Origin of the sequence: Blastococcus sp. TML/M2B, from assembly GCF_016612865.1 — a bacterium.
Classification (GTDB): Bacteria; Actinomycetota; Actinomycetes; order Mycobacteriales; family Geodermatophilaceae; genus Blastococcus.
Genome location: NZ_JAENZZ010000002.1, coordinates 1,998,462 through 2,025,303, shown reverse-complemented (window position 1 = coordinate 2,025,303; position 26,842 = coordinate 1,998,462). Strand labels below are relative to the sequence as shown.

The window sequence follows — 26,842 nt, the reverse complement described above, 5'->3', positions numbered from 1 at the left end:
GGAGGCGCTCAGCTCAGCGGGGGGACGGCTCGTGGCCGCGGTGTCGGCCGGAGGCCGACGATGTCATAGCCCCCGCTCCTCACACCTGGACGGGCACCTCGCCCTTGGCGGCCATGCGGGCGCGCATCCGCTCGCGGCTCTCCACGAACTTGTCCGCCTGGGCGTCCAGACCGGCCATGAACTCGGCGAGCTGCTCGCGGGCCTGCTCGCCCTCGGGGCCGAGGTCGCTGCGCTCGAAGACCTTCCAGGTGCGCAGGATCGGCGCGACGACCTCGTCGTGGTGCAGGCGCAGGCTCGTAGATGCCGGCCTTGGCGATGATCGTGGAGTTCTTCCGGAAGTTCGCCATGTTCGCGCCGGGCATCTCGAAGTTCATCACCTCGGTGGCGACGGCCTTCATCGTCTCGTCGGGGTCGATGTCGAACGCCGCGGTGACCAGGTTCCGGTAGAAGATCATGTGCAGGTTCTCGTCGGTGGCGATGCGGGCCAGCAGCTTGTCCGCGATCGGGTCGCCGGTGGCCTTGCCGGTGTTGCGGTGCGAGACGCGGGTCGCCAGCTCCTGGAACGAGACGTAGGCGACCGCCTCCAGCGGGCTCTTGTCGCCGGAGTCGTAGCCGGTGGTCATGTAGTCCATCCGGGCCCGCTCGAGCTCGACCGGGTCGACGCCGCGGGTGACGACGAGGTAGTCGCGCAGGGCGACGCCGTGCCGCCCCTCCTCGGCCGTCCAGCGGCCGACCCACTGGCCCCAGGCGCCGTCCCGGCCGAAGCGGGTGGCGATCTCCCGGTGGTAGCTGGGCAGGTTGTCCTCGGTCAGCAGGTTGACGAACATCGCGGCCTTGGCGGTCTGGTCCAGCCGGGACTGCTCGGGCGACCATTCCTCGCCGCCGAGGAAGGCGAAGTTGCGGCCCTCGTCCCACGGCACGTAGTCGTGCGGGTGCCACTCCTTGGCCATCCGGATGTGCCGGTCCAGGTTCTCGGCGACCACCGGCTCGAGCTCGGTCAGCACCGCTGCCTGCGGGGATGTCTGGGGCATGAGGACCTCCGGGTCGATTCGACCTACGCCGTCGTAACCTACGCGGCCGTAACCATCGGGTCACGTACCCGGGGGGTGCCCACCCCGCGGCCCGGGCACGCGCCCGGGCCTGCTCCCGGCGTGTCGCCCGGTCGGGGGTACCCGGCAGGTGATCGCCCCGATCCCGGGCCGGGGGCCCGCATCGGTGGGACCATGGCGGGGTGCACCGGGCCGGCAGCTTCCGCGCCGCCCTCGGCTGGACCGCGCTCAACGCCCTCCTGCCCGGGCACCGCCTTCCTCGCCGCCGGCCGGCGCGTGCTCGGCGGCGTCGTCCTCGGCGTGTTCCTGCTGCTCGCCGCGGGCGGGGTGTGGGTCGCGACCGGGGGGCAGCGCTCCGCGCTGCGGGCCGCCGTCGACACGTCGTCCCTGCTGTGGATCGTGGGCGGCGTCGCGCTCGGCGCGCTGCTCTGGAGCGCCGTGGTCGTCACGGGCTACCTGGCCGTGCTGCCGCGCGGCACCTCGCGGGGGCGCCGGGTCGTCGGCGGCGGGCTGGTGCTGCTGCTGGCCGCCGCGGTGCTGGCGCCGGCGGCGCTGGCCGGGCAGGTCGCCCTGACCCAGCGCGACCTGATCAGCGACGTCTTCACCGACGACGGCCGCTCCGCGACGGTCGACCAGGACGACTCCGACCCGTTCGGCGACAAGGAGCGGATCAACGTCCTGCTGCTCGGTGGGGACGGCGGCGAGGGCCGCGACGGCGTCCGCACCGACACCGTCATCGTCGCGAGCATCGACACCGACGACGGCGAGACGACGCTGTTCAGCCTGCCGCGCAACCTGGAGGACCTGCCGTTCCCGGAGAGCAGCCCGCTGGCAGACCTCTACCCCGACGGCTTCGACGCCGGCAGCGAGAGCGAGAGCCTGCTCAACGCCGTCTACCGCAACGGCCCGGCCATGCACCCCGACGTCCTGGGCCCGACGGACAACCCGGGTGCGGACTGGCTGAAGCTCGGCGTCGGCGAGGCGCTCGGCCTGGACATCGACTACTACGTGCTGATCAACCTCGACGGCTTCAGCCGGCTGGTCGACGCGCTCGGCGGGATCACCGTCGACGTCAACTACTGGGTGCCGATCGGCGGCGAGCCCACGCTGGGCACGCTGCCCGACGACTACATCGCGCCCGGCCCGAACCGGTTCATGGACGGCGCCACCGCGCTGGCGTTCGCGCGCGGCCGGTTCGGCCTCACCGACTACGACCGGATGGACCGGCAGCGCTGCACGATCGACGCGATCATCGACGCCGCCGACCCGATCACCCTGCTGCGCAAGTACCAGCAGCTGGCGCGCACCACGAAGGACGTCGTCTTCACCGACATCCCGCGCTCGGCGCTGGGCGACTTCGTGGACCTGGCGTTCCGGGTGAAGGACGCCGACATCCGCAGCGTGGTCTTCGACGACTCGGTGATCAGCCCGGCCTACCCCGACTACGACAGGATCCGCGGCACGGTCTTCCTGGCGCTCCAGGGCGGTGCGGCCGGGGATGACGCGCCCGACGGCCCCACCTCGGCGCCCACCCCGTCCTCGCCCGCGCCGTCCCCGCCGTCGTCGCCGTCCGCACCGCCGACGGCCGGCGACGACGACGCCGACGTCGTCCTCAGCGACGTCCGCGACGCCTGCGCCTACGACCGCGAGGCGGCCGAGCTGGCGCTGCTGGCCGGAGAGCCGCCGACCCGCAACGGCTAGCTAGCCCTGCATCGCCGCGATCTGGAGCAGGTTGCCGCAGGTGTCGTCGAGGACGGCGGTGGTGACCGGCCCCATCTCGGTGGGCGGCTGGGTGAAGCGGACGCCGAGCGCGGTCAGCCGGTCGAACTCGGCCTGCACGTCGGGGACGGTGAACGAGTTGTAGGGGATGCCGTCGGCGACCAGCCCCTGCTTGAAGGCCTGCGCCGCGGGGTGCTCGTCGGGCTCGAGGACCAGCTCGACGCCGTCGGGCTGCTCGGGGGAGACGACGGTGAGCCAGCGGTGGACGCCCATCGGGACGTCGTTCTTCACCACGAAGCCGAGGACGTCGGTGTAGAACCGCAGCGCCTTCTCCTGGTCGTCGACGAACACGCTGGTCAGGGTGATGCGCACGGGTCCTCCTCGGGGTCGGGGTGCTCACGGGGTGGGCGCCACCGGTCGGTGATGGCGCGCAGCGGTGCGGTGTCCAGGTCGTGGAACTTGTAGCGGCCCTCGCGCCGGGTCCGCACCAGCCCGGCGTCCTCGAGCACGGCCAGGTGCTGCGAGATCGCCTGGCGGGTGGAGGAGAGGCCGTGCCGCGTGACGAGCCGGTTGACCAGCTCGAACAGCGTCTGGCCGGAGCGCTCCTGGAGCTCGTCGAGGATGGCGCGCCGGGTGGGGTCGGCGAGCGCCCGGAATACATCGCCCACGGGCGCCACCATAGGCAAGCGTCTGCTTGCCTGACAAGCCCCCGACGCCGGGTCCGGAGCGGCGCGGGAGGATGGGGGGCGTGCCCGCCGCCGACGTCCGTGCCGTGACCACCGTGGACGACGCCCTGCGGGCCGAGCTCCTCGCCTGCTGGGTCGACGTCACCAACGCCGGGGGCGCGGTCGGGTTCGTCGCCCCGGTGACCCCGGCCGACGTCGCGCCGGTGCTCGACCGGCTGCTCGAGGGCGTCGGGTCGGGGCGGGACGTGCTGTGCGTCCTCACCGCCGGCGGGGGGACGGCGGGCTTCGCGGCGCTGGTCGGCTCGTCGTCGCCGCTGCGCCGGCACTGGGGCACCGTCCTGCGGGTGCAGGTGCACCCGTCGTTGCAGGGCCGCGGCCTGGGCCGGGCGCTCATGGAGGGCGTGCACCGCATCGCCGCCGACCGCGGGTGGGAGTTCGTCACCCTCGGCGCCCGCGGCGGCACCGGCGTCGAGGCGTTCTACAAGGGGCTCGGCTACGCCGAGGTGGGCCGGGTGCCCGGCGCGGTCCGCGTGGCGCCCGGTGACGACCGCGACGAGATCCTGCTCGCCCGGGCCCTCTGACCGATCTGCGCGGGCCGACCGATCTGCGCGGGCCGACCGACCTGCGCGCGCCGTCCGGGGCCTCTGGTAGACCGGGGGCATGACCGCCGGCACCCCTGACCGCGCCCGCCAGATCGCCTTGTTCGTCGTCGGCGTCGCCGTCGTCCTGCTGGTCTCGTCGGTCACCTGGTTCGGCAGCGACCGCGCCGGATGGGGGATCGCGCAGCTCGTCGTCGCCGTGCTGGTGGGGGCCGCCGGCGCGGTGATGTACCGGCGGGCCGGAGGCGGCCGGGCGCGCTAGCCGCTCGCGGGCGCCCGGGCGCTCGAGGCGACGAACGGCTCCAGCAGCGCGGAGGTCGTCGCCCACACCCGCTCCAGCCCGGCGCCGTCCTCGATCTGCCGGGACGCGGTGCGCACCATGGCGTCCACCTGCTCGGCCACCAGGTGCACGTCGGGCACGCCGAGGGCGGTCAGCGCCTCGACCAGGGGATCGAGCAGCTCCTCGTGCATGGCGCGCGCCCGCTCGCCGGTGACGTGCCCCGGCGCGATCGACGCCAGCGCCGCGATGACGGTGTGCTCGCCCTCGGCGACCTGGGCGAGGCTGGCGCGGGCGTAGGCGAGGACCGCGGCGGCGGGCGAGGCCGCGGCGTCCATCTCGGACCGCAGCCGGGCCAGCCAGCGCGGGGTGATGTCCTCGACCAGCGCGCCGAGCAGGTCGTCGGCCGACGTGAAGTACTCGTAGACGCTGGACCGCGCCAGCCCGGCCCCGGCGGCGACCCCCGCTGAGCGTCGGGGGCCGCCCGGTCTCGGTGATGACCGCCCGGCCGGCGTCGAGCAGGGCGCGCAGCTGCGCGGCCCGGTGCTCGGCGACGGTGGCCGCCCGGATGCGGGGCACGTGCCTCCTCAGCTGACGGCGGATACCTCCGACAGCTTCCCATCCACCATCTCGAGCACGCGGTCGCAGGCACCCAGGACGTCGTGGTCGTGGGTGACCATGACCGTGGCGACACCGTGCTCGTGCGTCTCCTCGGCGAGCAGCGCGACGATCTCGCGGCTGCGGGCACGGTCGAGGGCCGCCGTCGGCTCGTCGACCAGCAGCACCGACGGCCGGCTCACCAGCGCCCGGGCGATGCCCACGCGCTGCCGCTCGCCGCCGGAGAGCTGGTGCGGCCGGTGCCGGGCCCGGGCGCCCATGCCGACCCGGTCCAGCAGCTGCTCGGGGGTGCGCCCCGCGACCGCCGGGCGCCCGGCCACCTTCAGCGCGAAGCGCAGCTGGTCGATCGGCCGTCAGCGCCGGGATCAGGTTGCCGGACTGGAAGACGAAGCCCACCTGCTCCCGGCGGTAGCGCGCGAGGTCCCGCCGGGAGGCGGTCGTCAGGTCGGTGCCGTCGATGCGCACCTCGCCGCTGTCCGGGCTGATCAGCCCGCCGGCGACGGCGAGCAGGCTGGACTTGCCCGACCCGGAGGGGCCGACCACCGCGACGAGCTCGCCGGGCGCCGCGGAGAACGAGACGTCGTCCAGCGCGGTCACCTCCGCGTCACCGTCGCCGAGGCGCAGGGTCACGCCGGCGAGGGTCAATCCGGTGGTGGTCCGGCCGGCGGTGGTCTGGCCGACGGTCATCGCTGTCCTCCGAGGGCGGTGAGCGGGTCGATGCGGGAGATGCGGGTCGCGGCCGCGGCCGCGCCGAGGAGGCCGAGGACGACGAGGGCGAGCGCGGCACCGGTGATCGGGCCGGCCTCCAGGGCGAAGGGCATGGCGCTGCCGGAGAGCAGGGCGCCGACGCCGAGGCCGACGAGCACCCCGACACCCGTGGACACGACCAGCACGACGGCGGCCTGCGCCACGGTGTCGCGGACGAGGTAGCCCGACGTGGCGCCCATCGCCCGGATCACCGCGAGCTCGTGCCGGCGGTTGATGGTCCAGACGGTGAAGAACGCGCCGATGACCAGCGCGGAGATGACGAACAGGAACCCCTCGATCAGGCTGAGCGTCGAGGTCTCGGCCGTGTAGCCGGGGGAGCCGCCGAACGACTCCTCGAGCGTCAGGGTCCGGGTGTCGGCGGCCTCGTCGCCGGCCGCCACGTCCAGGTCGGTGCCGTCCTCGGCGGCCAGCGCCACCGCGGTCGCCTCGGTGTAGGCGCCCTCGCGGGGCTCCTCGCCGGGACGCGCGCCGGCCTGCACCTCCTGCCAGGTGCGCAGCGGGACGTACGCGACGTCGACGTGGCCGTAGGTGTGCTGCTCCCCGAGGGCGCCGACGACGGTGAGCTCGGTGCCGAGGCGGTACGAGCACGATCGTGTCGCCGATGGTCACGCCGTCGTCGACGAGCGTGCCGCTGATCACGATGCCGGTCGGGTCGTCGCCCAGGTCGGCGCCGTCGGCGGGGGTGGGGGCGAGGAAGGAGTCCGTCTCCACGCCGAAGAGAGCGAGGTCGACGGGGGTTCCCACGCCGTCCGGTGCGACCGCGCTGCCGTTGACCAGGGCGTTGCCGAACGGCGCCGCCTCGGCGACCCCGGGCTGCTCCGCCCAGACGTCGACCTGGTCGAGGGTGACGACGCTGCGAGAGAAGGCGGAGTCGGTCTTGCTGTCCGCCGCGAAGGCGAAGGCCGTGACCGGCAACCGCTGCAGGCCCGAGACGCCGTCGTTGACCAGCCCCGTGGAGAGGCCGGAGAGCAGGACGACCAGCAGGGCGATGAGCGCCACGACGGCGCCCATGAGGCTGAAACGGCCGCGGGCGAACAGCAGTTCGCGGGCGCCGAGGAACATGGGAACCCCCTGCGCCGCATCGGGGAGGCGATTTGCCGACGGCGCATCGGGAACTTTACCGACGTCGTGTCGGGAAAGACCCTTGGGGCGGGGTGTCGTGCGACACCAGCCGGAACGCAGCGGAGCCGGACCCCCGGCGGGGATCCGGCTCCGGAGCGGATCAGGTCAGACCGTGCGCCGGTTGTCGACGGCGGTCCGGACCGGGCCCAGTGCGATGACCAGACCGACCAGCGCGGTCAGGAGGTGCAGCACGTTGTCGGCGGCGTTGAGGTTGAGGAAGTCCCAGTCCTCGCCGACGGCGAACAGGCCGTAGATGAAGGCCGCCCCGTACCCGATGGCCAGCAGCCAGCCGTAGGTGCGTGCGCCGGCGAGCGTGCGGGACAGCGCCAGACCCACGGCGCCGATGAGGATGTGCACCACGTTGTGCATCGGGTTGATCATGAACCCGAGCAGGTTCTCGTCCATGTGGTGGACGTCGGCACCGTTCTCGTTGCCGAAGAAGTTGTCGAACCCGGTGATGAAGAAGCCGATGACGCCGATGAGCAGGTAGACGGCGCCGAAGGCCAGGCCCAGGATCTGCGGCCACGTCAGGCCCCGGTCGGCCCGGGGGGTGTGCGAAGCGGACATGCTGATCTCCAGGGGCAGTCGGTGTCCCGCCGCGATCGCGACGGAACCTCCCGGTACCCCAACCCGACGCGGGAACGCCGATCGCCGGTACGCGTCACCCGATCGTGACCGGTTCCCGGGTCGCCGGGCCCCTCAGCCGCCGGTGCGAGATGTCGGCTTCGGCCGGCGGACGACGAACGGGCCGATCGCCAGCAGGTCCACCGGCGCGGAGCCGAAGCACTCCAGGGCGTCCCGCGGGTCGTCGACCATCGGCCGCCCGGCGGTGTTCAGGCTGGTGTTGACGACGACGGGGATGCCGGTGCGCCGCTCGAAGGCGGAGATCATCCGGTGCACGAGCGGCTGCCGCTCCGGGTCGATGGTCTGGATCCGCGCCGTCCCGTCGACGTGGGTGACCGTGGGGATGCGCTCGCGCCACTCCTCGGCGACGTCGTGCACGAAGAGCATGTACGGCGAGGGGATCGGGCCGCGGCTGAAGATCTCCGGCGCCCGCTCCAGCAGCACCATGGGGGCGACCGGGCGGAACTGCTCGCGGCCCTTCACGTCGTTCATCCGCTCGAGGTTGGCCTCGTGCCCGGGGTGCGCGAGCAGCGAGCGGTGCCCCAGTGCGCGGGGGCCGTACTCGCTGCGGCCCTGGAACCAGGCGACGATGCCGTTGTCCGCGAGCACCTCCGCGACGGCCTCGGCGACGTCGTCCGGCCGCTCGTAGTCGATCGCCGCCGTCCGCAGCACCTGCTCGATCTGCTCGTCGCTCCAGCCCCGGCCCAGCGCCGCGCCCGGCATCGGCCGGGTGTCCTCGCCGAGCTCGCGGGCCACGTGCAGCGCGGCGCCCAGGGCGGTGCCGGCGTCGCCGGCGGCCGGCTGCACCCAGACCTGCTCGAACGGGCTCTCGGCGAGGATGCGGGTGTTGGCCACGCAGTTGAGCGCGGTGCCGCCGGCGAGGGTCAGGGTCTTCTCGCCGGTCTGCTCGTGCACCCAGCGGGCCAGGTCGACCAGCACCTCCTCGAGGCGGGTCTGCACGCTGGCGGCGAGGTCGGCGTGTGCCTCGGTCCACCGGTCGCCCGCGGCCAGGCGCGGCGCGAACTCCGAGAAGTCGATCTTCTCCGTGCGGAAGCCGCCGTCGTCGGTGGCGCGGATGAGCTCCGCGAGGTCGCCGAGGAAGCGGGGCTTGCCGTAGGAGGCCATCGCCATGACCTTGAACTCGTCGGAGCTGCGCAGGAAGCCCAGGTGGTCGGTGAGCTCCTCGTACATCAGGCCCAGGGAGTGGGGGAGCGCCTGCCCGGCGAGGACCTCCAGCTGCCCGTCCACGTAGCGCCCGGCGAGGTGGCTGTGCGCCTCGCCGCGGCCGTCGAGGACGAGGACGGCGTTGTCCCGGCTGCCCGCCCGGCCCGGAGCGGCGAGCCCGGCCGACGCCGCGTGCGCGACGTGGTGCTTGACGTAGCGGACCTTCGCGGGGTCCAGCCCGGGCAGCGCGTGCGCCAGGAAGTCCGGCGCCATCTCGGCGTACCGCTTGCGCATGGTGTCGCCGTCGTCGAACAGGCCGGTGTCCTCCGGCGTCGTCATCAGGCCGGGGTCGAAGGAGTAGGCGACCGCGTCGAGCTCCTCCGGCCGGATGCCGGCCTCCTTCAAGCACCAGGCGGCCGACAACTCGGGCAGCTCCCACGCGCTCCACGGCAGGGGGCGCTTGCCGTGCTTGCGCCGGCTGAACCGCTCCTCCTCCGCGGCGGCCACGACCTCCCCGTCGACGACGAGCGCCGCCGCGGGGTCGTGGTAGATCGCGTTGATGCCGAGGACCTTCACGCTGGGGCTCCTCTCCGCCGCCTGCGCTGATGATGGCGTCGGACGCCCTGACCCGCAGGTCGAAGCGGTACCGCCCGGTTCGCCTCAGGGGCCAGGACGCGGAGCAGCTCGTTGTCGACGACGGCGGCGAGGCCGAGGGTCTTGTAGCCGACGTCGTCGAACAGCACGGTGATCCGGTCGTCCTCGACGCGCATGACCACGCCGTTGCCCCACTCGGTGTGCTCGACCGGGGTCTCGACGGGGAACGGGGTGTCGTGGTCGTCGGGACCGGGGTGCTCCTGCGCGACGCCGGAGGAGCAGTTGTCGCAGTTGCCGCAGGGCTCGTCGAGCTGCTCGCCGAAGTAGCCGAGCAGGAACTGGCGCCGGCACTCGGTGGTCTCGGCGTAGCCGCGCATCATCTCGACGCGGCTCTGGTCGACCTTCTCGTGGTGCTCGGCGAGCTCGCGGGCGGCCGCGGCGGCCTCCCCGGGGCTGGGGGCGTCCGGCGCGGGGTGGGCCGCGCCCTCCTCGTCGATGACGACGGCCTCGACGGCTTCGAGCAGGTTGAGGTCGCGGACCAGCGGGCTGGCGGCACGGCCGGTCTCCTCGCGGAGGGTCTTGACGTCGACGCCGTCCTGCAGGCCCGCGGCGGGGGCGGCGGAGACCAGGCCGGCGACCTGCTGGAGCTCTTCCTCGGCGGGGGTGCCGGCGGCGAAGAAGCGGCGCAGGCCGAGGTCCTCCTGGCGGTAGACGAGCACGGCCAGGGCGGGGTCGCCGTCGCGGCCGGCGCGACCGATCTCCTGGTAGTAGCTGTCGACCGAGTCGGCCGGCTCGGAGTGGATGACGAAGCGGGTGCCGGGCTTGTCGATGCCCATGCCGAAGGCGGTGGTGGCGACGACGACGTCCAGCTCGTCGTCCATCCAGGCGCGCTGGGTCTCCTCGCGGTCGCCCTTGTTCAGGCCCGCGTGGTAGTGCCGGGCGCGCAGGCCGCGGTCGCGCAGCGCGTCGGCGATGGTCTCGGTGCCCTTGCGGGTGGCGCTGTAGACGATGCCGGGGCCACGGCCCTCGCCGATCTCGGCGAGCACGCGGTCCAGGACGCCCTGCTCCTTGCCGTGCGCGTCGGCGTGGTGGTCGACCTCGAGCCGGATCTCGGGGCGGTCGAAGCCCGCGACGACGACGGCGGGGTCGGTCATGCCGAGCCGCTCGACGATCTCCGCGCGGACCGGCGGGGCGGCGGTGGCGGTGAGCGCCAGGACGGTGGGGGAGCCGAGCTGCTCGACGGCGGTGCCGAGGCGCAGGTAGTCGGGGCGGAAGTCGTGGCCCCAGGCGGAGACGCAGTGCGCCTCGTCGACGACGAAGAGCGCGGGCTTGGCCGCGGCGAGCGCCTCGACGACGTCGGGCTTGGCGAGCTGCTCGGGGGCGAGGAAGAGGAAGCGGACCGTTCCGTCACCGAGGTCCGCGAGGGCCGCGCGCTGGTCGCCGACGGACATCGTGGAGTTGAGCTGCGCGGGGCGCCCGGCCTGCTCCTGGAGCTCGGTGAGCCGCTCGACCTGGTCGCGCTGCAGGGCGATGAGCGGCGAGACGACGACGACCGGTCCGTCGAGGAGCTGCCCCGTCCACCTGGTAGACGGCGGTCTTGCCGGCACCCGAGGGCAGGACGGCGAGGGTGTCCCGCCCGCCGACGACCGCCTGCATCGCCTCTTCCTGGCCGGGGCGGAAGGAGTCGTAGCCCAGCACGTCGCGGGCGAACTGCCGGATCCGCCGGGTGCGCACGGATGCCGTGGCACCTGCCGGGTTGTCTGCGCCTACCGGGTTGTCTGCACCCGCTGGGTTGCCTGCGCCTGCGGTGTCGTCGGGATCGCCGGGGAGGTCTTCGGCGGGGGTGGTCTCGGGAGAGGCGGTCGGCACCGGCTCCCCCTCCCCGTCGCCCGGGCTCGGCAAACCGTGCGGGGTCTCACCACCGGCGCGCCGCGGTCGGGCGGGGGGCGCCGTGTGGACGTTCCCGCGGGAACGTCCGGATCACCCGGCCGCCGGCCCGCGCTCGGCATCCCGTCGGCGGACCACCTCGCGGTGCCCCATCAGGACGCTGATCGCCCAGGCCATGTCGAGTCGCTCGTAGTGGGCGTCGCCGGGCATCGGGCGTGCCGGCGCGCCGTCCGGGAAGAGGATCCGGTCCAGCCCGTCCAGCCCGTCCAGCCCGTCCAGCCCGTCCAGCCCGTCCCGCCCGTTCAGCCCGTCCCGCCTGTCCGCGCCGGGGGACGCAGGGCCGGTGGCACCACGGATGCGCCAGGCGTGCCGCGGGCCGCCGGGCCCGGCGGGTGGGCGACCCGCCCGGCCGGGAGCGCCGGGGTGCGTGGGCACCGGTCGGCCGCGGCGGTGATCGGTGCGTCGGCGGCCCGCCGCGCGCCCGGCCCGCCTGCCGAGCGGTTCGCCGTAGGCATCGGTGGCAGCACCGGTCGCGGCGGGGGCACCGCCGAGGAGCTGGTCGAGGTCCGCGTCCACGGGTGTGGTCGGGGGTGCGGTGTCCGAGGGGCGGGGACCGACGGTCGTGTCGAGGGGGTGCACGCCGGCGAAGACCTCCGCCCGGTCGGGCGAGCTGCCGGCGGCGCCGTCCGCGTCCGAGCTCTGAGCACCTGCCAGGCCGCCGACGAAGGCGGCGTCGGGGCCGCCCCACACGCGCCGGCCGTCAGGGGTCAGCACGACGAGCCGTCCGTCGCGCCGGCTGACCACGAGGCCGTGGTCGTGGACCAGGCCGTGGTCGACGTCGCACAGCAGCACCATGTTGTCGATGTCGGTCCGGCCGCCGAAGATCCAGTGCCGCATGTGGTGGGCGTGCAGTCGCTCGATGCGGGTCTCGGGGCAGCCGGGGCGGGCGCAGCCGCCGTCGCGGCGGTACAGGGCGCGCCGCTGGGCCTTCGTCGCGCGGCGCTGCCGGCGTCCGACCGCGAGCGGTTCCCGGCCGCGTTCCAGCATCGTCACGACGGTCGCCTCGCAGAGCAGGCGGCGGACATCAGCGCCCGTGATGGCCGGCCCGCCCTCGACGTACGCCCGGCCGGCCGCGGCGTCGTCGGCGATGACCGCGGCGTCGACGTGCACCACCACCTCGCGCCGTGGCGGGTCGCCGGGCCGGCGGTGGCCGCGTGCGGCGCCGGCCTCGACGAGCTCGGCCAGGGCGGCGATGCGGCGGGCCGTGGTGCGCTCGCGAACGCGGCCCACCGCGGCATCCTCGGCGCAGCGCTTCTCGATCTCGCGGTCGACGGTGCCCCCGGCCGCCCGGATCGCCTCGTGGCGGGCGGTCGCCTTCGTCGCCTGGGCCCGTTCGCGCCGGGCGTCCCGCTCCGCGCGGGCCTCGATCCGGGTCATCAGGGCTGCTCCGGCCGGCCCGGGCATGCGGACCTCGAGCGTCAGGAAGCCGTCGTCGTCGTACCAGTGCTCGAAGGACTGCAGGTCCTCGGCGCCGACCCCCCGGGAGCCCGTCCCGGGGTCGCCGGCTGCGGCGGCGTCGGCGCGGCGCCACTGGCGGCAGAAGCGCTCGGTCTGCGAGGCGGTGGCGCAGAGCGCGAACTCGACCAGCGAGGCCTCGCAGTCCGGCGCCGCGATGCGGGTGAGCGCGCGGACCTTCGAGTACGACAGCCGCCCGGCCGCGAACTCCTCCTCGATCAGCGGGAGCCCGCCCAGCGCTCGCGCGACCCGGACGTGCTCGCGGGCCGCGCCGGGCCCGAGGCCGCACTGCCAGGCGAGCCAGTGGGCGCAGGACAGGATGCCGACGCCGTGCCAGCCCCCGCGGCGGTCGAACTCCGCCACCAGTCGCAGCCAGGTCGCGGTGGCCGCCGCCAGCCGCACCGCGCCGGTGGTGATCGCCGCGGCCAGCTCCGCCAGCGGCGTCTCGTCTGCCTGATCATTCGATCGCATGTTCGAACGGTAGGGGTGTGGTCCGACAGTTTCCGCTGGTCGGCGGCGGCCCGATGTCCGGCGACGAGGCGACGAGCGGTGGCCGGACGTTCCCGCGGGAACGTCCGGCCACGCAGCGGGGCTCGGTGGCGGCGCGGGCGGGCGGGTCAGCCGAGGGGCGGGCGGCGGGAGCCGACGTCGGCGCGTTCGGCCGCGGACTGCCCGGCGAGCCACCCGCCGGCGTCGACCGACGCCCGGCTGCGGCTGGTGCGCAGCTTCGGGAAGAGCTGGGCGAGCGCGGTGTCGACGGCCTCCGTGCGCGAACGGAGCACCGGCAGCAGGTCCACCTCGCGCTCCGCCGCCGCAGCGGTGGCCTCGGCGGTGGCGCGGCGACGGGCCTCCTGCAGCCGCTCGCCCACCCGGTGCGCGTAGCCGAGGAGGAACGCCCGGCGGAACGCGCGCGGCGAGGCGGAGGGCCCTCGGGTCCGCTCGGCGGCGGCCAGCCCCTGCGCGACCTGCAGCAGCAGCGAGGTGAACAGCAGCTCGACGGCGTCCAGGTCGGCCCGCGCGCCCACCACCGTCGCGATGCCCAACCCCTGGTACCAGACCATCCGCGCGTCGTTCGCCTCCGCGACCGCGCCCAGCAGCTGCACCTTCGCCCGCACGTACGGGTCGGCGACGTGCACCCGCCGGGTGCCCACCTCGCCCGCCGGCAGCTCACCCTGCAGCACCGCGGCATCCACGGCGTGCCGGGTCATGAGCTCCTGCGCCTTGGCGGTCAGCGCCTCGGCCTCCTCGGCGAAGTCGGTCGCCTCCGCCTTGGCCAGCAGCCCGCGGATGACGCGCAGGGCGCGCTCCTCGCCGGCCGCAGCGGTCGGCCCTGGCCTCGCGCCGGGAGGGGATGCCCGGCGCCGAGCGTCACCCCACCGCGACGGCGGCGGCACCAGCAGCTCGATCCGCGGCGAGCCGCGCAGCACCCCGAGCAGCTGGAGCGCGATCCGCCAGGCCTCGGCCGCCGACCGGCGCTCGGAGCGCTGCCACCCGGCCACCACGGCACCGGCCCCGTCGGCGGTCGGATCCCCGGCAGCGGCACCGCCGTCGAGGGCGCCCAGCTCGCGCAGCTGCTCCACCCAGGCCTCCGGGGCCCGCTCCGCCGCCGCAGTCCGCCGCGCGTGCGCACCGATCAGCGCCACGACCAGCGGCACCGACCCGGCCGTCGCCTTCCGGCGGGCCGCGTGCGCGACGTCGGCCGGCTGCCACCCGCGCTCCCACGTCCCGTCCAGCGCCTCGAGCAGCCCGGCCTCGACCAGGGCGGCCGTGACCGAGCCGTCGCCGTCCAGCGCGACCCCCCGCGCCGCCAGCGCGCCGGCCAGCTCGGTCGCGCTCCCGGGGTCGGCGAGCAGCGGGGCGCGGTGCCGGAGCAGGTCGGCGAGCCAGGCGTCGTCCATCACGTCGGGCATGCTGCCCGCCCGGCCGACGTCCGGCCCGGGCGGCTGTGGACGGCGGCGTCCCGTCCACAGGCACGTCTAGGGTCGGCACGTGGCCGCCACCTACCGGATCGCCGAGGCGGCCGCCCTGCTCGGCGTCAGCGACGACACGGTGCGCCGCTGGATCGACAGCGGCCGGCTCCCGGCCGCACGCGACGGCGGCCCGGCCGTGGTGGAGGGCGCCGACCTCGCCCGCGTCGCCGCCGAGATGCACGAGCCGCCGGAGCCCGGCGTCACCCGCTCCTCCTCCGCCCGCAACCGGCTGACCGGCATCGTCACCCGCGTCGTCCGCGACACCGTCATGGCGCAGGTCGAGATCCAGGCCGGCCCGTTCCGCGTCGTCTCCCTCATGTCCCGCGAGGCGGCCGACGAGCTCGGCCTCGAGGTGGGCGTCCGGGCCGTCGCGACGGTCAAGGCCACCCAGGTGAGCGTCGACGTCCCCTGAGCGGGCGGGAACCGCACGCGCGGAAGCGGTGAGCCGCTAGGGTTCCGCGCATGCGGATCGGACGCGCGGCCGGTGCCGCGCTCGCGCTGGCGGTGCTCGCCGGCTGCGCCGGCAGCGGCGGGTCGTCCACCAGGGACGACGGCGGGATCGGCGGCACGCTGACCGTCTTCGCCGCCGCCTCGCTCACCGACGTCTTCACCGACCTGGGCGACCGGCTCGAGGCGGAGCACCCGGGTCTGGCGGTCCAGTTCAACTTCGCCGGCAGCGCCCAGCTGGCCACCCAGCTCACCCAGGGCGCACCGGCCGACGTCTTCGCCAGCGCGAACGAGCCGCAGATGGCCGTCGTCACCGACGCCGGCCTGACAGACGGCGAACCGCAGGTCGTCGCGGAGAACGTGCTGGAGATCGTCGTCCCCGAGGGCAACCCGGCGGGGATCACCGGCCTGGCCGACTTCGCCCGCGCCGAGCTCGCCCTAGCCGTCTGCGCGCCCACCGTGCCGTGCGGCGCCGCGGCCACGGCGGTCTTCGACGCGGCGGGCATCACCCCGCGGCCGGACACCCTCGAGGAGGACGTGAAGGCCGCGCTCACCAAGGTGCAGCTCGGCGAGGTCGACGCCGCGCTGGTCTACGCCACCGACGTCCTCGCCGCGGGTGACGCGGTCGAGGGCCTGCCGTTCCCCGCGGCCGAGTGGGCGGTCAACGCCTACCCGGTGTGCGTGCTGCGCGACGCGCCCAACCCCGCGGCGGCGCGGGCCTTCGTCGACCTGGTCGCCTCCGACGAGGGGCAGCGCGCCGCTGGCGGCGGCCGGTTTCCGGCGACCCGGCCCGTGAGCAGGCGCGACGGCGGCGTCCCGCTGCCCCTCCTCGTCCCCGCGGCCCTCGGCACGCTCTTCCTCGTCCTGCCGCTGCTCGGCCTGCTGGTCCGGACGCCGTGGTCCGACCTCGGCACCCGGCTGACCGACCCCGCCGTCGGGCAGGCGCTGCGGCTCTCCCTGGTCAGCGCGACGCTCGCCACCGCCGTCTCGCTCGTCCTCGGCGTCCCGCTCGCCTGGGTGCTGGCCCGCTCGCGCATCCGCGGGCGCAGCGTCCTCCGGGCGCTGGTCACCGTGCCGCTCGTGCTCCCGCCGGTCGTCGGCGGCGTCGCGCTGTTCCTGGTGCTGGGCCGCAACGGCATCGTCGGCACCTGGCTCGACCAGTGGTTCGGCCTCACCATCCCGTTCACCACGACCGCGGTGGTGATCGCCGAGACGTTCGTGGCGATGCCCTTCCTCGTCATCAGCGTGGAGGGCGCGCTGCCGCGCTGCCGACGCGCGCTTCGAGGACGCCGCCGCCACCCTCGGCGCCGACCGCTGGACCACCTTCCGCCGCGTCACGCTGCCGCTCGTCGCGCCCGGGGTGGCTGCCGGCGCCGTCCTCTGCTGGGCGCGGGCCCTGGGCGAGTTCGGCGCCACGATCACCTTCGCCGGCAACTTCCCCGGGACGACGCAGACGATGCCGCTGTCGGTCTACCTGGCGCTGCAGAGCGATCCGGAGGCCGCCATCGTGCTGTCGCTGGTCCTGCTCGCCGTCTCCCTCGCCACGCTGCTCGTGCTCCGCGACCGCTGGCTGGGCCGCGCGGAGGCCGCGCCGTGACGCTCGCTGCCGAGGTGCGCGTGCGACGCGGGATGTTGCACGTGGAACTCGACGTCGCGGTCGACGACGGCGAGGTGCTCGCCGTCCTCGGCCCGAACGGGGCCGGCAAGTCCACGCTGCTGCGGGTGTTGGCCGGCCTGCTGCCCCCGGACGGCGGCCGGACCGCGGTCGACGGCGCGATCTGGGACGACGTCGCCGCCGGCACGCACCTGCCCCCGCACCGCCGGCGCCTCGGCATGGTCTTCCAGGACCACCTGCTGTTCCCGCACCTGACCGTCGCCGACAACGTCGCCTTCGGCCTGCGCACCCGCGGCGTCACCCGCTCCGAGGCACGCCGCACCGCCACCGCCTGGCTGCAGCGGGTCGGCCTGGCGGAGTTCGCCCGCTCGAGGCCCGCGCAGCTGTCCGGCGGCCAGGCGCAGCGGGTGGCGCTGGCCCGCGCGCTGGCACCGGACCCCGCGCTGCTCCTGCTCGACGAGCCGCTCTCCGCGCTGGACGCCCGCACCCGGCTCACCGTCCGCGCCGAGCTGCGCCGCCACCTGGCCGAGTTCGGCGGCAGCACCGTCCTGGTCACCCACGACCCGGTCGACGCCATGGCGCTGGCCGACCGGGTCGTCGTCGTCGAGGACGGGCGGGTGGTGCAGGCCGGCCGGCCCGCCGAGGTGGCCCGGCACCCGCGCACCGACTACGTCGCCCGGCTGGTCGGGCTCTCGCTGCTGCCGGGCACGGGGCGCGGCACCGCGGTCTTGCTGGACGGCGGCGGGGAGGTCGCCGTCGCCGAGGAGGTGACCGGGCCGGTGTTCGCCGCCGTCCGCCCGGAATCGGTCGCCCTCCACCTCGCCCGGCCCGAGGGCAGCCCGCGCAACGTCTGGCCGCTGCGGCTGGCCGGCGCCGTGCCGCACGGGACGACGGTCCGCTGCGAGCTCGAGGGCGCCGTGCCGCTGGTCGCCGACGTCACCGCGACCGCCTTCGCCGAGCTCGGCCTGACCCCGGGCGCGCAGGTCTGGGCGTCGGTCAAGGCCTCCGAGGTCGCCGTCTACGCCCGCTGAGAGGGCAGAGATGGCCATGTCTGCCCTCTGGGAGAGTGGCGGGCATGACCTGCGCCGCCGTCGTCCTCGCCGCCGGGGGCGGCCGCCGCTACGGGATGCCGAAGGCGCTGGTCGAGTACGAGGGCAGCCTGCTGGTCGAGCGGGCGGTGCGGACGGCGCGGGCGGCCTGCGACGTGGTGCTCGTCGTCCTCGGCGCGCAGGCGGTCGACGTGTGGCGGGCTGCGGACCTCGAGGGCGCCACCGTCGTCGCCAACAAGGACTGGGAGACCGGCATGGCCTCCTCGCTGCGCACCGGCCTGGACGGGCTGCGCGGCTTCCCGGGCACGGTCGACGCCGCGCTGATCACGCTGGTCGACATGCCGGGCATGACCCCGGAGGCGCTGCGGGCCGTCGCCGCGCACGCAGCCCCCGACGCGCTCGCCGTCGCCACCTACGACGGCGTCCGCGGCCACCCGGTGCTGCTCGGCCGCGAGCACTGGGCCGGCGTAGCGGAGTCCGCGACCGGCGACGAAGGCGCCCGCCGCTACCTGGGCGCGCACTCGGGTCCCGACGGCGGGGTGATCGAGGTCGACTGCACCGGCCTGGCCGATCCGGCCGACCTCGACGTGCCCCCGCCCGGGGTACCTTCGGCGCCGTGACCGCCGGGCGGATAGCGAGAGTCGTCGACGCGCCGCTGTCCGTCGCCGAGCACGAGGACGCCGTGGCCGACAAGGCCGCGGGCGCCGTCGTCAGCTTCTGCGGGGTCGTCCGCGACCACGACGGCGGCCGGTCGGTGACCGAGCTCGAGTACGTCGGCCACCCGACCGCCGGGCAGGTCATCCGCGAGATCGCCGACGAGTTCGCCGCCCGCGAGGGCCTGCACGCCGTGGCGGTCAGCCACCGCGTCGGGCTGCTGGGCATCGGCGACGTCGCGCTGGCGTGCGCGGTCAGCGCCTCGCACCGGGGCACGGCGTTCGCCGCCTGCGCCGAGCTGGTCGACGTGGTGAAGGAACGGCTGCCCATCTGGAAGCGCCAGGTCTTCACCGACGGCGAGGAGGAGTGGGTCGCCTGCCCCTGAGGGGGATCGGTGGGATGCTCGCGGCGTGACCTCCCTCACCAGTCCGGACGAGCTCGCGGCCGCGCTCGAGGGCACCGGCTACCTGCCCGACGAGGGCCTGGCGACGGCGGCCTACCTGGCGCTGGCGATGCACCGGCCGCTGTTCCTGGAGGGGGAGGCCGGCGTCGGCAAGACGGCCCTGGCCCACGCGCTGGCCGAGGTCACCGGCCGGCCCATCTACCGGCTGCAGTGCTACGAGGGGCTGGAGGCCAGCCAAGCGCTGTACGACTGGGACTTCGGCCGCCAGCTGCTGCACCTGCGCGCCGCCGAGGCCGCGCACGCCGCCGACAACCCCGACGCGCTGGAGGCCTCCCTCTACGACCGGCGGTTCCTGCTGGCCCGCCCGCTGCTGCAGGCGCTGGAGGACTCGCCGTCGGTGCTGCTCATCGACGAGATCGACCGCGCCGACGACGAGTTCGAGGCGTTCCTGCTCGAGGTGCTGTCGGACTTCACCATCTCCATCCCCGAGCTCGGCACCGTCCGGGCGACGACGCCGCCGCTCGTGGTGCTCACCTCCAATCGCACCCGCGAGGTGCACGACGCGCTCAAGCGGCGCTGCCTCTACCACTGGCTCCAGCACCCCGACTTCGACCGCGAGGTGGCGATCCTGCGTCGCCGGCTGCCCGCGGTGACCGAGCAACTGGCCCGCGAGGTGGCCCGGGCGACGGCGCGGCTGCGCACGCTGGACCTGCTCAAGCCGCCGGGCATCGCCGAGGCGATGGACTGGGCCACCGCGCTGCACACCCTCGGCGCCCGCGAGCTGGACCCCGACACCGCGGCCCGCACGCTCGGCGCGGTGCTCAAGTACCGGGAGGACACCGAGCGGGTGCAGCAGCAGGTGCGGGAGGTGCTGGCCGGTGGCTGACACGCGGGCGGTGCGGGCTGACACGCGAACTGGGACGCCGGCCGGGACGCGCACGCGGGACGTCGTCGACACCGTCCTCGGCTTCGCCCGCACCCTGCGCGCGGCCGGGGTGGCGGCCTCCCCCGACCGCGTGGAGGCGATGCTGGCCGCGGTCGGGCACCTCGACGTCCTGGACGCCGGCGACGTCTACTGGGCCGGCCGGCTGACCCTGTGCTCCGGCCCGGACGACCTGGACCGCTACGACGCCGCCTTCTCCGCGTGGTTCGGCGGCGAGCGGGCCCGGGCGCCGCGCACCGCCGCGCCCGAGGTGCGCGTCGTCTCCGCGATGGCCCCGCTCGACGTCGGCCCGGGCGGGGGCGAGGAGTCCCCGGGGAGAGACGAGCTGGCCGTGCGGGCCAGCGCCGCCGAGGTGCTGCGGCACCGGGACGTCGGCGAGCTGACCGCGGCCGAGCGGGCGCACCTGCGCCGGCTGTTCACCGTGCTGCGGCCGGCCGCGCCGATGCGGCCCTCGCGCCGCCGCCGGCCGAGCCCGGCCGGCTCCGTCCACGCCGCGCGCACCGTGCGCCGCGCGCTCCGGGACGGCGGCGAGGTGACCCGCCTGCTGCACCGGCACGCCGCGCCGCGGCCCCGCCGGGTGGTGCTGCTCATCGACGTCTCCGGCTCGATGAGCCCCTACGCCGACGCGCTGCTGCGCTTCGCGCACGTCGCGGTGCGGGCGCGGCCGGCGTCCACCGAGGTGTTCACGGTGGGCACCCGGCTGACCCGGGTCACCCGCGAGCTGCGGCTGCGCGACCCGGACCGCGCCCTGGCCGCCACCGGCTCGGCGATCCCGGACTGGTCCGGCGGGACGCGGCTCGGCGAGGTGCTCAAGGCGTTCCTGGACCGGTGGGGCCAGCGCGGCACGGCCCGCGGCGCCGTCGTGGTCGTGTGCAGCGACGGCTGGGAGCGCGGCGGCACGGATCTGCTCGGCGAGCAGATGGCGCGGCTCCAGCGCCTGGCGCACGCCGTGGTGTGGGTGAACCCGCACAAGGGCCGCCCGGGGTACGAGCCCCTCGCCGGCGGCATCCGGGCGGCGCTGCCCTCGGTCGACGCGTTCGTCGCCGGGCACAGCATGGCCGCGTTCGAGGAGCTGACGGGAGTGATCCAACGTGCCTGAGGTGGACGGCGATGCGTGACGTCCTCGACGACCTGGTGGGGTGGTGGCAGGCGGGGCAGACCGTCGGCATGGGCACCGTCGTCGCCACCTGGCGCTCGGCCCCGCGCCCGGCCGGCGCGTCGATGCTCGTCGGCCCGGACGGGACGGCGGTGGGCAGCGTCTCCGGCGGCTGCGTCGAGGGCGCGGTCTACGAGGAGGCGACCGACGTCGTCGAGACGGGGGAGGTGGCGCTGCGCCGCTACGGCGTGAGCGACGACGACGCCTTCGCGGTCGGCCTGACCTGCGGCGGCATCCTCGACGTCTTCGTCGAGCCGGTCTCCCGCGAGTCCTTCCCCGAGCTCGGTGAGATCAAGGAGTCCGTCGACCGGCACGAGCCGGTCGCCGTCGTCACCTGCGTGAAGGGCGGCGACGACCGGGTGGGCCGGCGCATGGTGCTCTGGCCCGACCGGGCGTCGGGCAGCTTCGGGCTGCAGCGCCTGGACGACGCCGTGGCCGCCGACGCCCGCGGCATGCTCGTCGCCGGCCGCACCGGGATGCTGCACTTCGGCCACGACGGCGAGCGCCGCGGCGACGACCTCGAGCTGTTCGTGAACTCCTTCGCGCCGCCGGCCAGGATGGTCGTGTTCGGCGCGATCGACTTCGCCGCCGCCGTCGCGCGGGTCGGCGCCTTCCTCGGCTACCGGGTGACGGTGTGCGACGCCCGGCCGGTGTTCGCCACCCCCAAGCGCTTCCCGGACGCCGACGAGGTGGTCGTGGAGTGGCCGCACCGCTACCTGCAGGGCGAGGTGGACGCCGGGCGGATCGACGAGCGCACCGTGCTGTGCGTGCTCACCCACGACCCGAAGTTCGACGTCCCGCTGCTGGAGGTCGCGCTGCGGCTGCCGGTCGCCTACGTCGGGGCGATGGGGTCGCGGCGCACGCACGAGGAGCGGCTCGAGCGGCTCACCGACGCCGGCCTGAGCGCGTCGGAGCTGGCCCGGCTCTCCTCGCCGATCGGGCTGGACCTCGGCGCGCGCACGCCCGAGGAGACCGCCGTCTCGATCGCGGCGGAGATCATCGCGGGCCGCTGGGGCGGCTCGGGAGAGCGGCTCACCGGGACCGCCGGCCCGATCCACCGCACCGCCGACCGCTGACCTGCGGGAGGACGCGCCGGTAGGTGTGGCCCAGATCACGTCCCTCGGGTAAGACTCGGGGCACGTGACCCGGCCGGGACCCGGCGGTCACGCCGCAGCAGCGATCCGAGCGGAGGACTCGTGACCCAGATTTCGGTACGCGTCGACGGGGCGTCCTACACGGACGAGGTCGAACCGCGCACGTTGCTCGTCCACTACCTGAGGGAGCAGCTCGGCAAGGTCGGGACCGTCGTCGGCTGCGACACCAGCAACTGCGGCGCCTGCACGGTGCACCTCGACGGCGAGGCGGTGAAGAGCTGCACGGTGCTGGCCGTCCAGGCCGACGGCAGCGAGGTCACCACCATCGAGGGGATCGCGCAGAACGGCGGGCTGCACCCGATGCAGAAGGCGTTCCACGAGCTGCACGGCCTCCAGTGCGGCTACTGCACGCCGGGCATGATCATGGCCTCGATCGACCTGGTCGGCGACAACCCCGACCCCAGCGAGCACGAGGTGCGCGAGGGCATCGAGGGCAACCTCTGCCGCTGCACCGGCTACCAGAACATCGTCCGCGCCGTGCAGCAGGGCGCGGCCGAGATGCGCGGAGCGCAGCAGTGACGGCCGTCGAGGACCGGCCGGCGACCGCCGGACCGGCGAAGGAGGTCGGGCAGGCCCGCGCGCGCAAGGAGGACGCCCGGCTGATCACCGGCCGGACGGCCTGGACCGACAACATGGTGCTGCCCGGGATGCTGCACCTCGCCGTCGTCCGCAGCCCGGTCGCGCACGCCAAGCTCCTGTCGGTCGACGTCGAGGCGGCCCGCTCGGCGCCGAACGTCGTCGCCGTGTTCACCGGCCGCGACCTGGCCGAGGAGCAGGGCTCGATCCCGTGCGCCTGGCCGGTCACCGACACGATGGTGAACCCCGGGCACCCCTCGGTCGCCGTCGACGAGGTCAACCACGTGGGCGAGGCGGTCGCGGTCATCGTGGCGCGCAGCAAGACCGCCGCCCAGGACGCCGTCGAGCTGGTCGACGTCGACTACGACCCGCTACCGGTCGTCCTTGACATGGAGCAGGCGCTGGCCGACGGCGCCGCTCTCACCCACGACCACGTCTCGACCAACGAGAGCTTCCGGTGGATCTTCGAGTCCGGCGAGGCGGGCACCGGCGGGAGCACCGACGAGGCGTTCGCGGGCGCCGAGGTCGTCGTCAGCCGGCGGTTCGTCCAGCAGCGGCTGATCCCGGCGTTCATGGAGCCGCGCTCCACCGTCGTCCAGCCGCAGGGCGACAACTTCACCATGTGGTCCTCGACCCAGGTGCCGCACATCCTGCGGATCATGCTGGCGATGACCACCGGCATCCCGGAGCACAAGCTGCGGGTCATCGCCCCGGACGTCGGCGGCGGCTTCGGCGGCAAGCTGCAGGTCACCCCGGAAGAGGTGCTCACGCTCCTGGTGGCCAAGCGGCTCGGCAAGCCGGTCAAGTGGACCGAGACCCGCAGCGAGTCGCTGATGAGCGCCCACCACGGCCGCGACCAGGTCCAGTTCATCGACATCGCTGCCGACCGCGACGGCACCGTGCGGGGCCTGAAGGTCCACCTCCTCGCCGACATGGGTGCCTACCTGCGGCTGGTCACCCCGGGCGTGCCGATCCTGGGCGCGTTCATGTTCCCGGCGATCTACAAGTTCCCGGCCTACCGGTTCGACTGCCAGGGCGTCTTCACCAACAAGACGCCCACCGACGCCTACCGCGGCGCCGGCCGGCCCGAGGCGACGTTCGCGATCGAGCGGATCATGGACGAGCTCGCCGTCGAGCTGGGCATGGACCCGCTGGAGCTGCGCCGGAAGAACTGGATCCGGGCCGAGGAGTTCCCGTTCACTACGGTCGCCGGCCTGGAGTACGACAGCGGCGACTACGAGCAGGCCACCCGGCAGGCGCTGGAGCTGCTCGGCTACGACGAGCTGCGCGAGGAGCAGCGCCGCCGCCGGGAGTCCGGCGACCCGGTCCAGCTCGGCATCGGGTTCTCCACCTTCACCGAGATGTGCGGCCTGGCGCCCTCGCGGGTGCTCGGCTCGCTCTCCTACGGTGCCGGCGGCTGGGAGCACGCCTCGATCCGCATGCTGCCCACCGGCAAGGTCGAGGTGGTCACCGGCTCCACCCCGCACGGGCAGGGGCACGAGACGGCGTGGAGCCAGCTGGTCGCCGACGAGCTGGGCGTGCCGTTCGAGGACGTCGAGGTGCTGCACGGCGACACCGCGATCTCCCCCCGCGGCATGGACACCTACGGCTCCCGGTCCCTGGTGGTCGGTGGCGCCGCGGTGGTCAACGCCGCGCAGAAGGTGGTCGCCAAGGCCCGCACCGTCGCCGCCCACCTGCTGGAGGCCAGCGAGGACGACCTCCAGTTCGAGGGCGGCACGTTCTCCGTGCGCGGCACGCCGGGCAGCGGCGTCTCCATCCAGGAGATCGCGCTGGCCACCTTCGCCGCGCACAACTTCCCCGACGGCGTGGAGCCGTCGATCGACGCCGACGCCACCTTCGACCCGGTCAACTTCTCCTTCCCGCACGGCACGCACGTCTGCGCGATGGAGGTCGACACCGAGACCGGGATGGTGACGATCCGCAAGTACGCCTGCGTGGACGACGTCGGGACGATCGTCAACCCGCTCATCGTGGAGGGGCAGATCCACGGGGGCCTGGCCCAGGGAATCGCGCAGGCGCTCTACGAGGAGGCCGTCTACGACGACGACGGCAACCTCACCACCGGCACCTTCGTCGACTACCTCGTGCCCTCGGCCGCCGACCTGCCGCACTTCGACACCGGCAACACGGTGCACGCGGCACCCGGCAACCCGATCGGCGCCAAGGGGGTGGGCGAGGCCGGCTGCATCGCCTCCACGCCCGCCGTCGTCAACGCCGCGCTCGACGCCGTCCGGCACCTCGGGGTGTCCGACATCCTCATGCCGCTCACCCCCGAACGCGTCTGGCGGGCTCTCCACCAGGGCGGGGACGGCGGGGATCGCGCTCCCGCGGGCACCAACGCCTACGGCGGCGCGCAGACCGAGACCACCGCCGGCGTCTCGACGCCGGAGTCCCGCCTGGGAGGCGACCGATGATCCGCCGAGTCGACGAAGGAGACGAGCAGTGATCCCCGCGGCCTTCGACTACGCCCGGCCCACCACGGTGGACGAGGCGCTGCAGGCGCTGGCCGCGGGGGGCGAGGACGCCAAGGTCCTCGCCGGCGGGCAGTCGCTCATCCCGGTCATGCGGCTGCGCCTCGCGGCGCCGTCCATGGTCGTGGACCTCACCCGGGTGACCGAGCTGCGCGGCGTGCGGGAGGAGGGCGGTGACGACGGGGCACTGGTGATCGGCGCGATGACCACGCACTCCGACGTCGTCTCCGACCCGCTCATCGCGCAGCACGCGCCGCTGATCGCCCAGGCGACCGAGACCGTCGCGGACCGGCAGGTCCGGCACCGCGGCACCTTCGGCGGGGCGCTGGCGCACGCCGACCCCGCCGGCGACCTGCCGGCGGTCGCGCTGGCCCTGGACGCCGAGTTCGTCCTCGCCGGGCCGGGCGGGCGGCGCACCGTGCCGGCGCGGGAGTTCTTCGTCGACTACCTGACGACGGCGCTGGCCGAGGACGAGCTGCTGGTCGAGGTGCGGGTGCCGAAGCTGGCCGGCCAGTGGGGCATGCACTACGAGAAGTTCAACCGCGTCGCCCAGGCGTGGTCGATCGTCGCCGTCGCGGCGGCGGTGCGGCGGGAGGACGGGCACATCGCCGAGGCGCGGATCGGGCTCACCAACATGGGCCCGACCCCGCTGCGGGCGACGGCGTCCGAGCAGGCGCTGGCCGGCGCGGTCGCCGGGGCCGACGCCGTGGCCGAGGCTGGCCCGGCACGCCGCCGAGGGAACCTCGCCCAGCGACGACCTCAACGCCAAGGCCGACTACCGTGCGCATCTCGCCCAGGTGCTCACCCGCCGGGCGGTCAGCGCAGCGGCCGGTCTCCAGACGTAGGGGTGTCACGTGCAACTCGAGAACTCGTTCACCGTCCCGGTTCCCGTCGACGAGGCGTGGCGGGTGCTGCTCGACATCGAGCGGATCGCCCCCTGCATGCCCGGCGCCGTCCTGGACTCGGTCACCGGTGACGACTTCACCGGCCGGGTCAAGGTGAAGCTCGGCGTCATCACGATGACCTACCAGGGCAAGGCCTCGTTCGTGGAGAAGGACGAGGCCGCGCACCGCGCCGTCATCGACGCCCGCGGCAAGGACCAGCGGGGCAACGGCACCGCGGCCGCCGTCGTCACCGCGACGCTGGCCGAGGAGGGCGACCACACGCGGGTCGACGTCCTCACCGACCTGAACATCACCGGCCGCCCCGCCCAGTTCGGCGACGGGGCGTCATGACCGACGTCGGCAACAAGCTGCTCGGCCAGTTCGCCGACAAGCTCGCCGCGCAGCTCGGCGAGGGCGACCGGGTGGAGGCGCCGGCGCCCGTGGCGGCGGTCGCGGCACCTGCGTCCGAGGCGGCCACCACCGAGCCCGCCGTCGAGGAACCGGTCGCCGAGGCGGTGCGGTCGGTCCCCTCGATCGCCCGGCCGATCGACGAGCCGGCGGCGGCGCCTGCCCCGGCACCCGCGCCGGCCGCGCGGCAGGCGGAGCCGGAGGCGATCAACCTGCTCGAGGTCGCCGGCGGGGCCGCGGCCGCCCGGTTCGCCGGGCCTGCGGCCCTGGGCCTCGCCCTGCTGCTGCTGGGTTACCTGCTCGGCCGGCGCCGCCGCTGACACCCCGGGAGGAGCGGCGGTGCGCGGAATTCGCGCTGTGGGGACTTGAGTGTGCACGACCCGGCGTGGCATAACTGAACCGCGACGGTCTCCGCCGCCGCACCTCTCCGGGCATCCGCGCGGTGATCGCGCGACCGGAGGGAGCCGGA

The 26,842-nt window shown here is 74.9% G+C and carries 26 protein-coding genes and 3 pseudogenes; 17 read left to right on the top strand and 12 right to left on the bottom strand.

Annotated elements, in window-relative coordinates:
• Positions 1 to 8: 8 nt before the first annotated feature.
• Positions 9 to 1,031 carry an acyl-ACP desaturase gene (locus tag JKP75_RS18430; RefSeq protein WP_242473380.1) on the bottom strand — a complete coding sequence of 341 codons (1,023 nt, stop codon included), beginning with the start codon at positions 1,029 to 1,031 and terminating at the stop codon, positions 9 to 11.
• Between the two features lie 192 nt (positions 1,032 to 1,223).
• Here JKP75_RS18430 and JKP75_RS18425 point away from each other — a divergent pair, with 192 nt between their 5' ends.
• Positions 1,224 to 2,750 carry an LCP family protein gene (locus JKP75_RS18425; protein ID WP_242473378.1) on the top strand — a complete coding sequence of 509 codons (1,527 nt, stop codon included), beginning with the start codon at positions 1,224 to 1,226 and terminating at the stop codon, positions 2,748 to 2,750.
• On the opposite strand, the gene JKP75_RS18420 is transcribed toward JKP75_RS18425, so the two are convergent.
• Together JKP75_RS18420 and JKP75_RS18415 are read right to left on the bottom strand one after the other, a co-directional pair.
• A complete protein-coding gene (locus JKP75_RS18420; RefSeq protein ID WP_200489880.1) occupies positions 2,751 to 3,140 on the bottom strand; it encodes a VOC family protein in 390 nt (129 codons plus the stop codon). It abuts the gene before it with no gap.
• The gene (locus JKP75_RS18415) at positions 3,125 to 3,436 is read right to left on the bottom strand and encodes a helix-turn-helix transcriptional regulator (RefSeq protein WP_200489881.1); all 312 of its coding nucleotides are present in this window, start codon (positions 3,434 to 3,436) and stop codon (positions 3,125 to 3,127) included. The genes JKP75_RS18420 and JKP75_RS18415 overlap by 16 nt, the downstream gene beginning before the upstream one ends.
• 71 nt (positions 3,437 to 3,507) lie before the next feature.
• Between JKP75_RS18415 and JKP75_RS18410 the strand changes: the two genes are divergently transcribed.
• Positions 3,508 to 4,035: an N-acetyltransferase gene (locus JKP75_RS18410; RefSeq protein WP_207147069.1), complete on the top strand. Its 528-nt coding sequence runs from the start codon at positions 3,508 to 3,510 to the stop codon at positions 4,033 to 4,035.
• A gap of 79 nt (positions 4,036 to 4,114) precedes the next feature.
• Positions 4,115 to 4,315 carry a hypothetical protein gene (locus JKP75_RS18405; RefSeq protein WP_200489883.1) on the top strand — a complete coding sequence of 67 codons (201 nt, stop codon included), beginning with the start codon at positions 4,115 to 4,117 and terminating at the stop codon, positions 4,313 to 4,315.
• Here JKP75_RS18405 and JKP75_RS18400 read toward each other — a convergent pair.
• The 9 genes and pseudogenes from JKP75_RS18400 to JKP75_RS18365 form a co-directional block, all read right to left on the bottom strand.
• Positions 4,312 to 4,668: a hypothetical protein gene (locus tag JKP75_RS18400; RefSeq protein WP_200493352.1), complete on the bottom strand. Its 357-nt coding sequence runs from the start codon at positions 4,666 to 4,668 to the stop codon at positions 4,312 to 4,314. The two genes, JKP75_RS18405 and JKP75_RS18400, sit on opposite strands and share 4 nt — an antisense overlap.
• A gap of 249 nt (positions 4,669 to 4,917) precedes the next feature.
• Positions 4,918 to 5,268 carry an ATP-binding cassette domain-containing protein gene (locus JKP75_RS23165; protein ID WP_309229983.1) on the bottom strand — a complete coding sequence of 117 codons (351 nt, stop codon included), beginning with the start codon at positions 5,266 to 5,268 and terminating at the stop codon, positions 4,918 to 4,920.
• 82 nt (positions 5,269 to 5,350) lie between these two features.
• Positions 5,351 to 5,635 (bottom strand): annotated as a pseudogene (locus JKP75_RS23515) (ATP-binding cassette domain-containing protein); the annotation flags it as partial.
• Positions 5,632 to 6,195 (bottom strand): FtsX-like permease family protein, encoded by a 564-nt coding sequence (locus JKP75_RS22035; RefSeq protein WP_242473377.1) that lies wholly within the window; start codon positions 6,193 to 6,195, stop codon positions 5,632 to 5,634. The pseudogene JKP75_RS23515 and the gene JKP75_RS22035, both read right to left, overlap by 4 nt.
• A gap of 748 nt (positions 6,196 to 6,943) precedes the next feature.
• Complete coding sequence (locus tag JKP75_RS18385; protein WP_200489887.1) at positions 6,944 to 7,405, bottom strand: DUF4383 domain-containing protein; 462 nt, start codon at positions 7,403 to 7,405, stop codon at positions 6,944 to 6,946.
• 132 nt (positions 7,406 to 7,537) lie between these two features.
• Positions 7,538 to 9,202, bottom strand: a complete 1,665-nt coding sequence (locus JKP75_RS24180) for a carbamoyltransferase C-terminal domain-containing protein (RefSeq protein WP_200489888.1) — start codon at positions 9,200 to 9,202, stop codon at positions 7,538 to 7,540.
• Positions 9,199 to 10,827, bottom strand: a complete 1,629-nt coding sequence (locus tag JKP75_RS18375) for a RecQ family ATP-dependent DNA helicase (RefSeq protein WP_309229981.1) — start codon at positions 10,825 to 10,827, stop codon at positions 9,199 to 9,201. The genes JKP75_RS24180 and JKP75_RS18375 overlap by 4 nt, the downstream gene beginning before the upstream one ends.
• 373 nt (positions 10,828 to 11,200) lie before the next feature.
• Positions 11,201 to 13,093 (bottom strand): HNH endonuclease signature motif containing protein, encoded by a 1,893-nt coding sequence (locus JKP75_RS18370; protein WP_200493351.1) that lies wholly within the window; start codon positions 13,091 to 13,093, stop codon positions 11,201 to 11,203.
• A gap of 146 nt (positions 13,094 to 13,239) precedes the next feature.
• Entirely contained in the window at positions 13,240 to 14,520 is a 1,281-nt protein-coding gene (locus JKP75_RS18365) for a DUF2786 domain-containing protein (protein WP_242473633.1), read from the bottom strand.
• Between the two features lie 91 nt (positions 14,521 to 14,611).
• Here JKP75_RS18365 and JKP75_RS24175 point away from each other — a divergent pair, with 91 nt between their 5' ends.
• From JKP75_RS24175 to JKP75_RS22000, 14 genes and pseudogenes are all read left to right on the top strand, one after another.
• Complete coding sequence (locus tag JKP75_RS24175; RefSeq protein ID WP_200489891.1) at positions 14,612 to 15,004, top strand: molybdopterin-binding protein; 393 nt, start codon at positions 14,612 to 14,614, stop codon at positions 15,002 to 15,004.
• Between the two features lie 50 nt (positions 15,005 to 15,054).
• A pseudogene (gene modA, locus JKP75_RS22020) lies at positions 15,055 to 15,738 on the top strand (molybdate ABC transporter substrate-binding protein); the annotation flags it as partial.
• A 625-nt stretch (positions 15,739 to 16,363) separates the two neighbouring features.
• Positions 16,364 to 16,636: pseudogene (locus JKP75_RS22015) on the top strand (molybdate ABC transporter permease subunit); the annotation flags it as partial.
• A 32-nt stretch (positions 16,637 to 16,668) separates the two neighbouring features.
• Positions 16,669 to 17,685 carry an ABC transporter ATP-binding protein gene (locus JKP75_RS18345; RefSeq protein WP_207147489.1) on the top strand — a complete coding sequence of 339 codons (1,017 nt, stop codon included), beginning with the start codon at positions 16,669 to 16,671 and terminating at the stop codon, positions 17,683 to 17,685.
• 44 nt (positions 17,686 to 17,729) lie between these two features.
• Positions 17,730 to 18,323 carry an NTP transferase domain-containing protein gene (locus tag JKP75_RS18340; RefSeq protein ID WP_200489894.1) on the top strand — a complete coding sequence of 198 codons (594 nt, stop codon included), beginning with the start codon at positions 17,730 to 17,732 and terminating at the stop codon, positions 18,321 to 18,323.
• The gene (locus JKP75_RS18335) at positions 18,320 to 18,742 is read left to right on the top strand and encodes a molybdenum cofactor biosynthesis protein MoaE (protein ID WP_309229980.1); all 423 of its coding nucleotides are present in this window, start codon (positions 18,320 to 18,322) and stop codon (positions 18,740 to 18,742) included. The genes JKP75_RS18340 and JKP75_RS18335 overlap by 4 nt, the downstream gene beginning before the upstream one ends.
• A gap of 25 nt (positions 18,743 to 18,767) precedes the next feature.
• Positions 18,768 to 19,646, top strand: a complete 879-nt coding sequence (locus tag JKP75_RS18330; protein WP_200489895.1) for a MoxR family ATPase — start codon at positions 18,768 to 18,770, stop codon at positions 19,644 to 19,646.
• Complete coding sequence (locus tag JKP75_RS24170) at positions 19,639 to 20,802, top strand: VWA domain-containing protein (protein ID WP_309229979.1); 1,164 nt, start codon at positions 19,639 to 19,641, stop codon at positions 20,800 to 20,802. Before JKP75_RS18330 ends, JKP75_RS24170 begins: the two co-directional genes overlap by 8 nt.
• An 11-nt stretch (positions 20,803 to 20,813) precedes the next feature.
• Positions 20,814 to 21,935 (top strand): XdhC/CoxI family protein, encoded by a 1,122-nt coding sequence (locus JKP75_RS18320; protein WP_200489896.1) that lies wholly within the window; start codon positions 20,814 to 20,816, stop codon positions 21,933 to 21,935.
• Positions 21,936 to 22,055: 120 nt separating this feature from the next.
• The gene (locus tag JKP75_RS18315) at positions 22,056 to 22,532 is read left to right on the top strand and encodes a (2Fe-2S)-binding protein (RefSeq protein WP_200489897.1); all 477 of its coding nucleotides are present in this window, start codon (positions 22,056 to 22,058) and stop codon (positions 22,530 to 22,532) included.
• Complete coding sequence (locus JKP75_RS18310; protein WP_200489898.1) at positions 22,529 to 25,024, top strand: xanthine dehydrogenase family protein molybdopterin-binding subunit; 2,496 nt, start codon at positions 22,529 to 22,531, stop codon at positions 25,022 to 25,024. Before JKP75_RS18315 ends, JKP75_RS18310 begins: the two co-directional genes overlap by 4 nt.
• Positions 25,025 to 25,052: 28 nt before the next feature.
• A complete protein-coding gene (locus tag JKP75_RS18305; protein WP_309229978.1) occupies positions 25,053 to 26,057 on the top strand; it encodes an FAD binding domain-containing protein in 1,005 nt (334 codons plus the stop codon).
• Positions 25,990 to 26,316 (top strand): SRPBCC family protein, encoded by a 327-nt coding sequence (locus JKP75_RS22005; RefSeq protein WP_309229977.1) that lies wholly within the window; start codon positions 25,990 to 25,992, stop codon positions 26,314 to 26,316. Before JKP75_RS18305 ends, JKP75_RS22005 begins: the two co-directional genes overlap by 68 nt.
• A complete protein-coding gene (locus JKP75_RS22000) occupies positions 26,313 to 26,693 on the top strand; it encodes a hypothetical protein (RefSeq protein WP_242473375.1) in 381 nt (126 codons plus the stop codon). Before JKP75_RS22005 ends, JKP75_RS22000 begins: the two co-directional genes overlap by 4 nt.
• The last annotated feature ends 149 nt before the right edge of the window (positions 26,694 to 26,842 follow it).